The 14199-nt window shown below is 57.1% G+C and carries 14 protein-coding genes; 5 read left to right on the forward strand and 9 right to left on the reverse strand.

The window, feature by feature from the left end:
• Positions 1-162: 162 nt before the first annotated feature.
• On the forward strand, positions 163-2106 hold the full coding sequence (locus ACMGGP_RS15520; protein WP_498798622.1) for a bifunctional 2',3'-cyclic-nucleotide 2'-phosphodiesterase/3'-nucleotidase: 1944 nt from the start codon (positions 163-165) through the stop codon (positions 2104-2106).
• A gap of 44 nt (positions 2107-2150) precedes the next feature.
• Here the strand turns inward: ACMGGP_RS15520 and bamJ are convergent, their stop codons facing one another.
• Entirely contained in the window at positions 2151-2771 is a 621-nt protein-coding gene (gene bamJ / locus ACMGGP_RS15525) for a BamJ family beta-barrel-assembly machinery protein (RefSeq protein WP_010256433.1), read from the reverse strand.
• Positions 2772-3108: 337 nt separating this feature from the next.
• Between bamJ and ACMGGP_RS15530 the strand changes: the two genes are divergently transcribed.
• Complete coding sequence (locus ACMGGP_RS15530) at positions 3109-3669, forward strand: LysM-like peptidoglycan-binding domain-containing protein (RefSeq protein WP_010699800.1); 561 nt, start codon at positions 3109-3111, stop codon at positions 3667-3669.
• An 82-nt stretch (positions 3670-3751) separates the two neighbouring features.
• On the opposite strand, the gene rplI is transcribed toward ACMGGP_RS15530, so the two are convergent.
• From rplI to rpsF, 4 genes are read right to left on the reverse strand one after another with little or no spacing between them, the layout of a single operon-like run.
• Positions 3752-4201 carry a 50S ribosomal protein L9 gene (gene rplI / locus ACMGGP_RS15535; protein ID WP_010256429.1) on the reverse strand — a complete coding sequence of 150 codons (450 nt, stop codon included), beginning with the start codon at positions 4199-4201 and terminating at the stop codon, positions 3752-3754.
• Between the two features lie 39 nt (positions 4202-4240).
• Positions 4241-4468, reverse strand: coding sequence for a 30S ribosomal protein S18 (rpsR, locus tag ACMGGP_RS15540; RefSeq protein WP_002210155.1), 228 nt, complete (start codon positions 4466-4468; stop codon positions 4241-4243).
• 4 nt (positions 4469-4472) lie between these two features.
• The gene (gene priB, locus ACMGGP_RS15545; protein WP_010256154.1) at positions 4473-4790 is read right to left on the reverse strand and encodes a primosomal replication protein N; all 318 of its coding nucleotides are present in this window, start codon (positions 4788-4790) and stop codon (positions 4473-4475) included.
• Between the two features lie 6 nt (positions 4791-4796).
• Positions 4797-5192 (reverse strand): 30S ribosomal protein S6, encoded by a 396-nt coding sequence (gene rpsF, locus ACMGGP_RS15550; RefSeq protein WP_003855334.1) that lies wholly within the window; start codon positions 5190-5192, stop codon positions 4797-4799.
• A 405-nt stretch (positions 5193-5597) separates the two neighbouring features.
• On the opposite strand from rpsF, the gene ACMGGP_RS15555 reads away from it, so the two are divergent.
• Complete coding sequence (locus tag ACMGGP_RS15555; RefSeq protein WP_033758904.1) at positions 5598-5804, forward strand: hypothetical protein; 207 nt, start codon at positions 5598-5600, stop codon at positions 5802-5804.
• A gap of 48 nt (positions 5805-5852) precedes the next feature.
• Here the strand turns inward: ACMGGP_RS15555 and yjfP are convergent, their stop codons facing one another.
• Positions 5853-6602 carry an esterase gene (gene yjfP / locus ACMGGP_RS15560; RefSeq protein WP_167430469.1) on the reverse strand — a complete coding sequence of 250 codons (750 nt, stop codon included), beginning with the start codon at positions 6600-6602 and terminating at the stop codon, positions 5853-5855.
• A 158-nt stretch (positions 6603-6760) separates the two neighbouring features.
• On the opposite strand from yjfP, the gene ACMGGP_RS15565 reads away from it, so the two are divergent.
• On the forward strand, positions 6761-8692 hold the full coding sequence (locus ACMGGP_RS15565) for a methyl-accepting chemotaxis protein (protein ID WP_163640159.1): 1932 nt from the start codon (positions 6761-6763) through the stop codon (positions 8690-8692).
• 56 nt (positions 8693-8748) lie between these two features.
• Complete coding sequence (gene bsmA, locus ACMGGP_RS15570) at positions 8749-9075, forward strand: biofilm peroxide resistance protein BsmA (protein ID WP_187491961.1); 327 nt, start codon at positions 8749-8751, stop codon at positions 9073-9075.
• On the opposite strand, the gene ACMGGP_RS15575 is transcribed toward bsmA, so the two are convergent.
• The 3 genes from ACMGGP_RS15575 to rnr form a co-directional block, all read right to left on the reverse strand.
• Positions 9049-10677: an isovaleryl-CoA dehydrogenase gene (locus tag ACMGGP_RS15575; RefSeq protein ID WP_476105360.1), complete on the reverse strand. Its 1629-nt coding sequence runs from the start codon at positions 10675-10677 to the stop codon at positions 9049-9051. The two genes, bsmA and ACMGGP_RS15575, sit on opposite strands and share 27 nt — an antisense overlap.
• A 220-nt stretch (positions 10678-10897) precedes the next feature.
• Positions 10898-11632: a 23S rRNA (guanosine(2251)-2'-O)-methyltransferase RlmB gene (gene rlmB / locus ACMGGP_RS15580; protein ID WP_010699804.1), complete on the reverse strand. Its 735-nt coding sequence runs from the start codon at positions 11630-11632 to the stop codon at positions 10898-10900.
• A gap of 69 nt (positions 11633-11701) precedes the next feature.
• Positions 11702-14194, reverse strand: a complete 2493-nt coding sequence (gene rnr / locus ACMGGP_RS15585; RefSeq protein WP_010256132.1) for a ribonuclease R — start codon at positions 14192-14194, stop codon at positions 11702-11704.
• Between the last annotated feature and the right edge of the window lie 5 nt (positions 14195-14199).

Genomic DNA, 14199 nt, shown 5'->3' on the forward strand with positions numbered 1-14199 from the left:
TTACCCATTTATCGCCACGCCTGTGCCGCTACGCCTCCATCGTTTAAGAATCCGTCGCTGACCGATGCGCCAAAACGTTATACCCATCACGATTTAAAATGACTATCTGTCATGCTTTTACATTATTTTGAGATCCTTATTTATTTTGCAGCAGGAGCAAGCATGTTTAAGCCCGGAATGATGTTACTGGCACTGAGCGTTTCCGTCGCCACCCAGGCGGCGACGGTGGATTTGCGGATACTGGAAACCACCGATCTGCACAGCAATATGATGGATTTCGACTATTACAAAGACACGCCAACCGAGAAGTTTGGTCTGGTGCGAACCGCCACGCTGATCCACGCCGCACGCCAGGAGGTGAAAAACAGCCTGCTGGTCGATAACGGCGACATCATTCAGGGCAGCCCGCTGGGTGACTACATGGCGGCCAAAGGATTACGTGAGGGCGAGATCCATCCGGTCTACCAGGCGCTCAACACGCTGGATTACAGCGTCGGTAACCTCGGTAATCATGAATTCAATTATGGCCTGCCCTACCTGAAAAAAGCGCTGGCGGGCGCACGCTTTCCCTATGTGAACGCCAACGTGATTGATGTGAAGAGCGGCAAACCGCTGTTTACCCCATACCTCATCAAATCCACTACGGTGGTTGATCGTGAGGGCAAAACGCAGACCCTGAAGATAGGTTATATCGGCTTTGTGCCGCCGCAGATCATGGTGTGGGATAAAGCCAACCTGCAGGGCAAGGTACGCGTCGATGACATCACCGAAACGGCTCGCCGCTACGTGCCTGAGATGCGCGCGCAGGGCGCCGATCTGATTATCGCTATTCCCCACTCCGGCCTGAGCAGCGAGCCGTATCACACGATGGCGGAGAACTCGGTTTACTATCTCAGCCAGGTGGAAGGCATTAACGCCATCCTGTTTGGTCATGCGCATGCGGTCTTCCCCGGCAAGGAGTTTGCTGACATCAAGGGTGCAGATATCGCCAACGGCACCCTGAACGGTATTCCGGCGGTGATGCCAGGCATGTGGGGCGATCACCTTGGCGTGGTTGACCTGGTGCTGAACAATGAGGGCGGACGCTGGCAGGTGAGCAGCGGCAAAGCACAGGCGCGGCCAATTTACGATACCGCAGCGAAGAAATCGCTGGCGGCAGAGGATCCGGCGCTGGTGAAGGTACTGGCTGACGATCACCGCGCCACGCGAGAGTTTGTGGCGAAGCCCATCGGCAAGTCCGCCGATGTGATGTACAGCTACCTGTCGCTGGTACAGGACGATCCGACGGTACAGATCGTCAATAATGCCCAGCGCGCCTACGTGGAGCATTTCATTCAGGGCGATCCGGATCTGGGCCGCCTGCCGGTGCTCTCTGCTGCAGCGCCGTTTAAAGCGGGCGGACGTAAAAACGATCCGGCCAGCTATGTCGAAGTGGAGAAAGGCGCGCTGACCTTCCGTAACGCGGCCGATCTCTATCTCTATCCCAATACCCTGGTGGTCATGAAAGTCACCGGTGCGCAGGTAAAAGAGTGGCTGGAGTGCTCAGCGGGCCAGTTTAATCAGATCGATCCCCACAGCACGAAAACGCAGTCGCTGATCAACTGGGATTTTCGCACCTATAACTTTGATGTGATTGACGGGGTTAATTATCAGATTGATGTGACCCAGCCCGCGCGCTACGACGCAGAGTGTCAGTTGATCCATCCTGAGGCCTCACGTATCCGTCAGCTTAGCTGGCAGGGTAAACCCGTCGATCCACAGGCGACCTTCCTGGTGGCGACCAATAACTATCGCGCTTACGGCGGTAAGTTTGCCGGCACCGGAGATAAATACATCGCCTTTGCCTCGCCGGATGAGAACCGTTCCGTGGTTGCCGCCTACATCAGCGCGGAAACCAAAGCGCACGGTGAAGTTCAGCCGAAGGCGGACAATAACTGGCGGCTGGCACCGATTACCTTATCCACCCCACTCGACATTCAGTTTGAAACGGCACCGGGTGATAAAGCGACCGGGTTTATTAAGCAGCATGCGCAATATCCGCTTCAGCCCAAAGGGACAGATGCGATCGGCTTTGCTCTGTGGCAGGTGAATTTACAGCAGAAATAAGGCGGAAGAAAACGCTGCAACCGGGGGGGTTGCAGCGTGCGGAATTACAGAATTTCCAGCAGTTCGACTTCGAAGATCAGGGTGCTGAATGGTGGGATAGAGGCACCCGCACCGCGCTCGCCATATGCGAGGTTCTGTGGGATCACCAGTTCCCATTTTGAGCCAACCGGCATCAGGGTCAGCGCTTCAATCCAGCCTGGGATCACGCCGCTTACCGGGAATTCCGCCGGTTCGCCACGGGCAACAGAGCTGTCGAATACGCTGCCGTCGATCAGTTTACCGGTGTAGTGAACGCGTACGCGATCCTGACGTGATGGGATTGGACCTTCGCCCTGAGTAATCACGCTGAACTGCAGGCCTGATTCGGTGCTGCTCACGCCTTCACGCTGCGCATGTTCCTGCAGGAACGCCTGACCTTCTGCGGCCATGGCTTCGGTGCGCTCACGACGCACGCCTTCAGCGCGTTCATGCACTTCACGCAGTGCGCGATGAACCACATCAACCGGTACGGCCGGCGAGTTCCCTTCCAGCGCGTCGCGCAGACCCGCGAGCAGTGCTTCTGGTTGCAGACCCTGCAGACCAGATTCCAGCAACTGCTGGCCAACCTGTAAACCAATACCGTAACTTGCTTGTGCTTCGACGCTGTCGAAAGAAGGGGTAGTCATCTTCGTTCCTTTCACTCTCGGATAAATTCGAACGGGCAGCATAGCAGCGCAGGCCGCTGGCGTAAAATGCCCTGCATCGCAGATGACTTTTGCCGGGGAAAGAGAAACAATAGAGCCGTCAATTTTATCAATGCTGGCAGGCACTTCGCGCCGGTATTGCCCATACTATAACTATCGGGGGGGATCACCCCCTCTGTAGCACACGAATAAGAGAGCAAACATGGGCCAGATAGCCCCACGACGCCGCAGGATGCGTGCAAAACATCTTGTATCCCGGCTGCAGACCTGGCTGGCCGCACGCAGGCTAAAGCAGCCTGCCGGAGAGGAGGAACCCCGAATGGCTTCAGACACGTCATCCCGCCTGCCGACATGGCTTCAGCGTATCTGGCATTTTACCGACCACATTCGCTGGATGGACCCGCTGCCTGCGCCGCACCGCCGTGGCATTGTGGCCGCACTGCTGGTGATGCTGGTGGCGTTTCTCTGGCCCGCCAGCACGCTGCGCTATCCGGTCGAGCAGCCGGTCGCACCCCAGACGGAGAAAGAGGTGCCGATGCAGGCGGATATTTATGAGAACAACAGTAGCCGCCAGCCGTCATCCTCACCGTCTCAGCAGACGCCAAAAGCCGATTCTCAGGGCGAGTGGCGCAATCTGACCATCGCTTCCGGTCAGACGCTGGCGCAGCTGTTTCGTGATAATAGTCTGCCGGTCAATGATGTGTTTGCGATGGCGCGGGTGGAAGGCAGCGATCAGCCACTCAGCTCACTGAAAAGTGGTCAGCAGGTGAAAATCCGTCAGGATGCGCAGGGGGCGGTAACAGGTCTGACGGTGGAGGGCGCAAACGGTCCGGTGCTGTTTACACGTCAGCCAGACGGCAGCTTTATTCGCGCGCAGTAACGCGAACAGCGGCGATTGAAAGGCACAAAAACAAAAACGCCGGCACAGGGCCGGCGTTTGTGTCGTGCTCAGTTAATAAAGATTAACCAGCAACTACTTTCACGTTCAGTTTCGCGAATACTTCGCTGTGAACCTGGAAGCTTACTTCATGCTCACCGGTAGTGCGCAGAACGCCGTTCGGCAGACGAACTTCGCTCTTAGCCACTTCAACGCCAGCTGCAGTCACTGCATCAGCGATGTCGCGGGCACCGATTGAACCGAACAGTTTACCTTCATCGCCCGCTTTAGACGTGATGGTTACAGTGCCCAGTTCATTGATTTTCTCAGCGCGTGCAGTTGCTGCAGACTGAACGTCAGCCAGTTTGGCTTCCAGTTCAGCACGGCGTGCTTCGAAGAACTCAACGTTTTTCTTAGTAGCAGGAACAGCTTTGCCCTGTGGTACCAGGAAGTTACGAGCGTAGCCCGCTTTAACGTTAACCTGATCACCCAGGGTGCCAAGGTTTGCTACTTTATCAAGCAGAATAACTTGCATTACCTTATCCTCTTAAAGTCGTTAATGGACAGTTGCCGATTACTGATGACGATCAGTGTACGGCAGCAGAGACAGGTAACGCGCACGCTTGATGCAGCGAGCCAACTGACGCTGGTATTTTGCACGAGTACCGGTGATACGGCTCGGGACAATTTTACCGCTTTCGGTAATGTAGTTTTTCAACGTTGCGATGTCTTTGTAATCGATCTCAACAACGCCTTCCGCGGTGAAACGGCAGAACTTGCGACGACGGAAATAACGTGCCATTAGGCTAGTCTCCAGAATCTATCAATTCAATCTGCTCGGCATGGAACACCACTTTGCTCTGGCCATTTCGTGCCTGATGGCAACTAATGAAACCGTCGAGTGTGAGTTGCGTGCCGACCGTTATATGTTGAGTAATCACCTGATGGGCGCTGCCGCTGATAATAACCGGCATACGACACCAGGCTTGCCGGTGAAACCCGGCCTCCTCCTGCACTGAGCGGTGCTCAAGCACGAACTGACAGTGAGGAATTCCTGACGGGCTAACTCTTCGAACCGGCGTCTTGCACACAGTGCCAGACAGGCGAAGTCGATTAACCGTCACGATGGATTACTCTTCAGAATCCCCAGCATCTGACTCATCAGCGGATTCGTTAGCAAAATCTTCGCGACGATCACGACGCTCATCTTTCGCTTTAACCATCGGCGATGCTTCAGTTACCGCGTTTTTAACGCGCATAACCATGCTACGGATAACGGCGTCGTTGAAGCGGAAGTTCGTTTCCAGCTCATCGATCGCTTCCTGCGGCGCTTCAACGTTCATCAGAACGTAATGCGCTTTGTGCAGTTTATTGATCGGGTAAGCCAGCTGACGGCGGCCCCAGTCTTCCAGACGGTGAATCGTGCCTTCTGCACCAGTGATAGCACCAGTGTAACGCTCGATCATGCCAGGAACCTGTTCGCTCTGGTCAGGATGAACCATAAATACGATTTCGTAATGACGCATCGAAATTGCTCCTTACGGATTATTCAGCCTCCTGTCGGGGTCAACCGCGGCCCATGGAAGCAAGGAACGTTATAGGCTGTGTCCCACAAAGGTTCGTTGTGACGAGCGTTTGTGGGACACAGCCTGAGAATGCGGCTGAAAAATTGACGCGTAATCATACTGGCGGCGACGGCTAAACTCAAGCGCACATTTCAACAAATGCCATCCGGCGTGCCATATACGGTAGCTTTTCGTGCTAATCATGTGAATACAGCGCGTTAAGCGGGAAAGGTTCAAAAAAGCTGATAAAGAGCTTCAGGCGGACGATCTGGCGATAATGTGCACAGTCGCTAAACTTAATGCAGACGCTGCGGTTTGGCTTATCGGCGTCTAACAGAGTGTGTTCCCTGAAGTGAGGAGTCGGGCATGAAAACGTTCGTCATCGCCACTTTACTGGGTCTCTTCCTGTCTCCACCCGCTCTTGCCAGCAATGCTGACTGTGCGCAGCAGATAAGAAGTCACAGCAGCGAAGCGGCATCGGGTTATATCTACATTAATCGGCTGGATGCGCCACAAAAGAACCCGGTCAACGCGCCTGCCAGAGCAGCAGAAAAATCGTCTGCGCACTGGTAAGTGCCGGTAAATTTACGGGCGGCAGATCCACTCTCCGCCCGCTCATTTTTATAGCTGCTGTTTAAAAAAGCTGACCAGCGCCGTCAATGCTGATGGCGTGATCTTATGTCCAATCTGTTTTTCAGACAGCGAAGTCAGATGCTGCGCCAGCCCGTTGTCACGCAGCGCCCTCTCCAGCCGTATGCTCTCCGCCCAGGGCACCACCTCATCCGCCTCACCATGCCACAACAGCAGCGGACGGTTTGCCAGTGCCTCCAGCCGGTTGCAGGGATCGTAGTCCGCCAGCGGTGCCATGCGGGCAGCAAACTGCGCTTGCTGCTCAGGCGTGTCGGCTACCAGCGGCGGAAAGAGCGACTGACTGAGCTGCATAAAATAGCCCGATCCCATCAGGCAGGCGACGCTCTGAATCTGCGGATAACGCGCCATCGCGCCCAGCGCCGTCATGCCGCCCATCGACGCGCCCGCCACCGCAAAGCGCTCGCCGGCGATCAGATTGTCAGCGCGCAGCGCCGATTCCAGCTGCGGCAGCTCATCAATGTTCTGTTTCAGAATCTCCCAGAAGCGACCAAGGCGTGCATCGGCATCGCCGTGATAGCGCGCGCCGTGCAGATCCGCATCCGGCATCACCGCCCGGAACCCCGCCTGAGCCAGCGCGACAGCGAAGTAGGCGTAGACCTCTTTTGAAGAGGTAAAGCCGTGATAAAACAGCACGGTAGGCAGTGGCTGATGCCGTTGTCCGGCAGGCGTGGCGTGCAGGCATTCGATACCGGCCAGCGTTTCTGTGGTGAGTTCAATCATGGTCTCTCCTGAGAAGGGGCAAGGCGTGCCGATTGAGTGTACGTCTGCGGGTTAATTTACGAAATCCCCTGCTGCGTTTAGTCGCCAGATTTCGGCCTAAACTTTTCCCGCGCTTTGCCGTTGATGTTGTGTCCCCCTAACTTGATCAAAGGTAATTTATGAAGCGTCTCTCTCTCAGCGGCCTGAGTCTTGGAGTTAAGCTGTCTGTACTGACGTCTCTCAGCGTAGCGTTATTGTTGCTGGTTCTGACGCTGACCCAGAGCCACACCGCTTCGCGGCAGCTGGAAAATCTCGCCATCGATGACATGCAAAACCAGGTGCAGGGCATCAGTGAAATGGCCACCATGTTCAACGCCACCCTCACCGAAGAGGTGGCTCACTACACCAGTCTGTTTACCAGCTTCCTGCCTAAGCGCTTTAGCCTGGATGAAGACTCCCGGGTGCAGGTCGGTGCCTTTTCGACGCCGGTGCTGCGCGCCGGGTTAAAAACGCTGAACCTCGACCAGACCGCGGTAGACGATTTCACCGAACGCACCGCCGCCGTGGCGACCATTTTTGTGCGTGACGGCGATGATTTTATCCGTATTTCTACCTCGCTGAAAAAGCAGGATGGCAGTCGCGCAATCGGTACGCAGCTTGACCGCAACGGCGCCGCCTGGAAAAGCGTCAGTCAGGGCGACGTCTATCAGGGGCTGGCGACGCTGTTCGGCCATCGCTACATCACACAATATCAGCCGGTAAAAGATGAGAGTGGCAAGGTTGTCGCCATCCTGTTTGTCGGCGTTGGCATTGATAAGCAGTATGCGCTGATGCGTGAAAAAATCCTGGCACGCAAGCTGGGTGATAGTGGTCATTTCTTTGTGCTCAACGGCACACCCGGTAAGACGCAGGGAGAGTATCTGTTCGATCAGCACAACGAAGGAAAACGACCCGCCTGGGATGACGCGACACTCCAGCCGCTGCTGACTCAGCCGCAGGGCATGCTGCAGGCAGAGATCAACGGCGAGCACCAGATTCTGGCCTGGCAGCAGCTGCCGGGCTGGAACTGGGTGATCGCCGGCGAAGTTAACCGTGAAAGCCTGCTCGCCCCGATTACGCATAGCCGTAACCTGTTCCTGATAACCGGACTGATTCTGGTGGTGGTCTTTGCGCTGGGGTTTGTCTGGTACAGCCGTCGGGCGATTACCCGTCCGCTGCAGCAGGTGATCCATCTGGCGGAGCAATATGCCGCCGGGAATCTGCAGGTCCATATGGATACCCAGCGTCGCGATGAAGTGGGCCAGTTGATCGTTGCGATCAACGGCATTGGCGATGGTCTGGAGAAAATCGTCAGCCAGGTACGCGGCGCGGCGCAGGAGATCAGCGACGGCACAGACACCATCGCGGCCAGCAGTCATAACATCAGCGAGCAGATCGGGCGTCAGGCCAGCAGCGTGGAGCAGACCTCTGCCAGCATGGAGCAGTTTGGCGCGACGGTTGAACACACCGCAGACAGCCTGCGTCAGGCGATGTCACTGGTGGCCGAAGCCAGCGATATCGTCAGTCACGGCAGCCAGACGGTCGTGCGCTCGGTCAACACCATGTCGGCGATTAAGGTTTCATCACAAAGCATTGCGGATATCACCCACGTGATTGAGTCGATCGCCTTCCAGACCAATATCCTGGCGCTGAATGCCGCCGTTGAAGCGGCACGTGCCGGGGAACAGGGCCGTGGCTTTGCCGTGGTGGCCGCAGAAGTGCGTGCGCTGGCACAGCGTTCTGCGCAGGCCGCTAAAGAGATTGATGGACTGATTGCGACCTCCATCAGCAACGTGGCGGAAGGCCATCAATTATCTGAGCAGACGCGCGATGCGATGAGCGACATTGTGACCCACATCGAGCAGGTGCAGGCGCTGATGGGCGAGATCAACGTGGCGGCGCAGCAGCAGGCGGCAGGAATCGGCCAGGTTAATCTGGCGATGAACCAGATCAGCCAGGCGACTCACCAGAACAGCGAACTGGTGACACAGGCGGAAAACAGCGCGCAGAACCTGAGTGATAAAGGGCATCACCTGACCCAGCTGGTCAGCGTATTCAGCCTTAAATCCTGACGTCATTCAGGGCGATGGCATACACTTAATGCTTCGTCCTGAAAGAGGGTTTTGCTATGCGTTTCGCTTATTTACTGGTGATAAGCCTGCTGCTGGCAGGCTGTTCCGCGCTTGAGACCACGCCAAAAGCACCGCCCGCCCCGACGCAACAGGCGCAGGAGATTTCACGGGCGCAGAGTGGCGGTTTGCCAAAGCTGGGCAATATTACCGTTAACGTGCGCGGCTCACCGGATGATGCCGGGCGGGCCGTGGCCACCCGGGCTAACCAGGCCGGTGCGGCTTACTATCAGATCGTGGCGCTGAGTGAAACGGTAATGCCCGGTCTCTGGTACGCCAGCGCGATTCTTTACGGCGCATCACCTGCCACAGCCACGGGCCAGTAAACGGTCTGTGATTGCTGTCTCAAGCGGGCGGGAGCCACGCCGATCGAGCCACTGCTGGCACCATGCATCCGCCAGCGGCGGTTCGCCATATTTCAGTAGCTGAGCGCCGGTCGCAAGCTGCAGCAGCGTGCGGGTCACCTCGCGCGCCTGCTCTTCGGGGACTTTGCTCATTCGCAGCCGTAACTGACGCCAGCGCGCATCGAAATGACGATTACTCCCTTTCACCGCTTCAAATTCCTGACTCAGCATCTCCGAAACCTCTGCCTGACGGGTGAGCACGCGCAGTACGTCAAGACACATCACGTTGCCCGACCCTTCCCAGATGCTGTTGACCGGTATGTCACGATAGAGGCGCGGCAGCTCGCTCGCTTCGCAGTAGCCGATGCCCCCCAGCACTTCCATCGACTCCGCGACGAACGGGGCACCCGCTTTGCAGATCTGATATTTTGCAGCCGGAGTGAATAAGCGGGCAAACGTGACCTCATGCGGTTTTGCCGGTTGTGACCAGGCGCGCGCCAGCCGCATCAGCAGCGCGGTTTGTCCCTCCAGCTGCAGCGCCTGCTGTGCCAGAACCTGACGCATCAGCGGTTGATCCACCAGGTTTTTCCCCATCACCTGGCGCTGATGTGCATGCCAGAGTGCCACCGAGAATGCACGCCGCATCTGACCATGACTGCCGAGTGCGCAGTCGAAGCGCGTCATACCGCCCATTTTAAGGATCAGCCGCACGCCTTCGCCCTCTTCTCCCAGCAGCCAGCCGGTCGCATCGCGAAACTCCACCTCACAACTGGCATTTGAGCGATTACCCAGCTTATCTTTAAGCTGCTCAAGCTGGATGGCGTTGCGTGACCCGTCAGGCAACAGGCGCGGCAGGAAGAAACAGCTTAATCCGGCGGGCGTCTGCGCCAGCACCAGATGCGCATCGCTCTGCGGCACCGAGAAGAACCATTTGTGGCCGGTCAGCCGGTAGGCTTCACCCGGGCCGCGCGCCCCCAGCGGCTCGGCCCGGGTGGTGCTGGTGAGCAGATCGCTGCCGCCCTGTTTTTCCGTCATGCCCATACCGATCAGCAGACCCCGCTTCTGGTCGCCGGGCTGCGCATGGGTATCGTAACGATCGCTGAGCAGCGGATCGAGCCAGCCTTCAAACGCGGCGGGCAGATAAGTCTGCAACAGTGGAATGGCCGCGTGCGTCATGGTCACCGGGCAAAGCGTGCCCGCTTCAACCTGCGCGTGCAGAATAAAGCGCGCAGCGCGCGCCACGCTGGCCTGTTCACGTACTGTGGGATGCCAGCTGAGATTATGCAGGCGGCTGGCGCAGACACCCTGCATCAGCAGGTGCCAGGCGGGGTGAAAACGGACTTCATCCATCCGTACACCACGGCCGTCGTAGCGCAGCAGTTCAGGTGGCTCCGCGTTGGCAAGCCGGCCCAGCTCCAGCGACTCGGCGCTGCCCAGCTGTCGGCCTACCGAAGCCAGCCACTCCCGATCCCATCCGGCGCCTTCGCGTGACAGTGCCTCGCCGAGCGGCGTATCAGACAGGAACAGGTTGCTGTTGCTCAGAGGATGGGGCTGATTAAAAACGGTGTGTGTTGTCCAGGTCATAACCACTCCTCGCGGATGTCACTCAGTAAGTATACCCGTCGTCTTTCAAGCTGCATTTTTGTTGGCTGCGTTCACTCACCCGAATCACTTACTCATATAAGCTCATCGGGATTCGTTCTCTTGCCGCCTCAATGCAACCCGAAATCCTTTGGGTATATACGAATGACGCGCAGTTATGCCTGGTACAGGAACTAATTTGTGGCGAGGATCACATCGGGGATCAGGCGTTGCGCTGACGCACCGCTTCAAACAGGCAGACACCCGTAGCAACCGAGACATTCAGCGAAGAGACGCTGCCCGCCATCGGAATGCTGATCAGCTCATCGCAATGCTCACGGGTCAGACGACGCATGCCTTCCCCTTCCGCGCCCATCACCAGCGCCATCGGACCGGTCATTTTGCTCTGGAAGACGGTATGGTCAGCTTCACCTGCGGTACCGACAACCCAGATGTTGTACTCCTGCAGCAGACGCAGGGTACGTGCCAGGTTGGTGACGCGGATCAACGGCACATTTTCTGCCGCGCCGCTGGCCACTTTTTTGGCCGTTGCATTCAGGGGCGCAGAGCGATCTTTCGGCACGATAATCGCGTGCACACCGGCCGCATCGGCACTGCGCAGGCAGGCACCCAGATTGTGCGGATCGGTGACCCCGTCCAGCACCAGCAGGAAGGGTTTGTCCAGGCTCTGCAGCAGATCCGGCAGGTCGCCTTCCTGATACTGACGACCCGGTTTTACCCGCGCCACAATACCCTGATGCACACCGCCTTCAACCTGGCTGTCGAGCCACTTGCGCTCGGCCAGCTGAATCACGACCCCCTGAGCTTCCAGCGCGGCGACCACGGGTTGCAGGCGACGATCGTCGCGGCCTTTGAGGATAAAGACTTCCTGGAAACGTTGTGGATCACGTTCCAGCAGCGCCTGCACGGCATGGATACCAAAAATAATTTCGCTCATCGATCTGCTCAGTGTTTGGAAATGAATGAATGACCGCCCTTTCTCAGTGAGAAAGGACGGGTGCGCGCATCAGTCAGGCTGCGCCTTTTTTCTGGCGCGCTTCGCCCGGGTGGCGGCGGCGATTTTACGGGTTTTTTCCGAGACGTTTTTACTTTTATTCTCGGTATTTGCAGCGGCGGGCTTGCCCTTGTCGCCCCGGAAAGCGGCGTCCGGCTCGAAGTTGGACTTCTTGCTCGCATCACGACGGCGTTTCGCTGGCGCTTTGTCGTCACGCTTCGCCCGATCACGTGCGGTTTTGCCTTCACCACGTACCTGACGCTGGCTGGAGATCAGGGCAAAGTCGATTTTACGCTCATCCATATGGACGGCTTCAACACGCACTTCAACCGTATCACCCAGACGATAGGTGCGACCGCCCGATTCACCGATCAGACGCTGACCTACCGGGTCAAAACGGTAGTAATCGTTGTCGAGCGTCGAAACGTGGACCAGGCCATCAATGAACAGATCGCTTAAGCGTACAAAGAAGCCAAATCCGGTCACGCTGGAAATGACGCCGTTGAAGACGTTGCCAACCTGATCCTGCATGAAGTCACACTTGAGCCAGTCCGCGACGTCACGGGTCGCTTCATCGGCGCGGCGTTCGGTCAGGGAACAGTGCAGGCCCAGTTGCAGCATCTGCGGCATGTCGTAGTGATAGCCGCCGGTTGCTGTCGTCATATCTTTGGCGACGCTGCGATCTCTCGGCATCAGGTATTTAATGGCGCGCTGTACCAGGCCTTTACCTTCATCCTGCTCTTTTGCCAGCAGATATTTGATGGCGCGATGCAGCGTCAGATCCGGATAACGACGGATTGGCGAGGTAAAGTGCGCATACGACGAGAGTGCCAGACCAAAGTGACCGCGATTTTCCGGGTCGTAAACGGCCTGCTTCATCGAACGCAGCAGCATGGTTTGCAGCATTTCCGCATCAGGACGATCGGCAACCTGCTTCAGCAGCGCCGCATAGTCGATTGGCTGCGGTTTATTGCCGCCAGGCAGACTCAGTCCCAGCTCGTTGAGCACGGTACGGAAGCTCTTAATGCTTTCGTCGGTCGGGCGATCGTGATCGCGGAACAGCGCCGGTTCCTGATTTTTCTCAACGAAGCGTGCCGAGGCGATGTTCGCCAGGATCATGCACTCTTCGATCAGCTTATGGGCGTCATTACGTGACACGCGCTCAACACGCTCAATACGGCGCTCGGCGTTGAAGATAAACTTCGCCTCTTCCGTTTCAAACGAGATACCGCCGCGCTCTTCACGAGCGGCTTCCAGCGCATGATAGAGGTTGTTCAGCTCTTCAAGGTCTTTAACCAGCGGCGCATACTGCTGACGCAGCTCTTTGTCGCCCTGCAGAATGTTCCAGACTTTGTTGTAGGTCAGACGCGCATGGGAGTTCATCACCGCTTCGTAGTGCTTGAAGCCGGTCAGTTTACCTTTGGTCGAGATGGTCATCTCGCACACCATACAGAGGCGATCGACCTGCGGGTTAAGCGAACATAAGCCATTCGACAGCACTTCCGGCAGCATCGGCACAACCTGCGACGGGAAGTAGACCGAGGTTCCGCGCTGATGCGCTTCGTCATCCAGTGGGGTGCCAGGACGGACGTAATAGCTGACATCCGCGATAGCTACCCACAGACGCCATCCGCCACCGCGCTTCTTCTCACAGTAAACAGCATCATCAAAGTCACGGGCATCTTCACCATCGATGGTGACCAGCGGCAGCTTACGCAGATCGACGCGGCCTTTTTTGGCCTCTTCCGGGACTTCTTCTTTCAGTTTGCTGACCTGAGCTTCCACTTCCGGCGGCCAGGTGTGCGGGATTTCATGCGTACGCAGCGCCATATCCACGGCCAGGCTGGTACCCATATCATCGCCCAGAATCTCGGCGATTTTACCGATCGCTTTGCTGCGACGGTTCGGACGCTGGACCAGCTCAACCACCACCACGGAACCCATACGGGCATTCATCGTCTCTTCAGGCGGGATGAGGATGTCAAAACTCAGGCGACTGTCGTCCGGCACTACGAAGCCAGCACCGGCATCGGTAAAGTAACGGCCAACGATCTGATTGTTGCGGGGTTCCTGCACCCGGACCACGCGCGCTTCGCGGCGGCCTTTGCGATCGGCACCCAGCGGCTGCGCCAGGATCACGTCACCGTGCATACAGAATTTCATCTGTTCTGCGGAAAGGTAGAGGTCATCTTTCTGACCTTCTGCCCGCAGGAAGCCGTAGCCATCACGGTGGCCAATGACTTTACCGCGCAGGAGATCAAGACGTTCTGGCAGGGCATAACACTGACGGCGGGTGAACACCAGCTGACCATCACGCTCCATGGCGCGAAGGCGGCGACGCAGCGCCTCAAGGTGTTCTTCTTCCTGCAGATTCATCTCTTCAGCCAGCTCTTCGCGGCTGGCCGGTTTTTCACGTTTTTCTAACAGAGCCAGAATAAATTCACGGCTCGGAATAGGGTTTTCGTATTTTTCAGCTTCTCTATCCTGAAAAGGATCTTTTGACATAGCGG

It is taken from the genome of Curtobacterium sp. BNK-1, from assembly GCF_048685235.1.
In the GTDB taxonomy this organism is placed as follows: Bacteria; Pseudomonadota; Gammaproteobacteria; order Enterobacterales; family Enterobacteriaceae; genus Pantoea; species Pantoea agglomerans.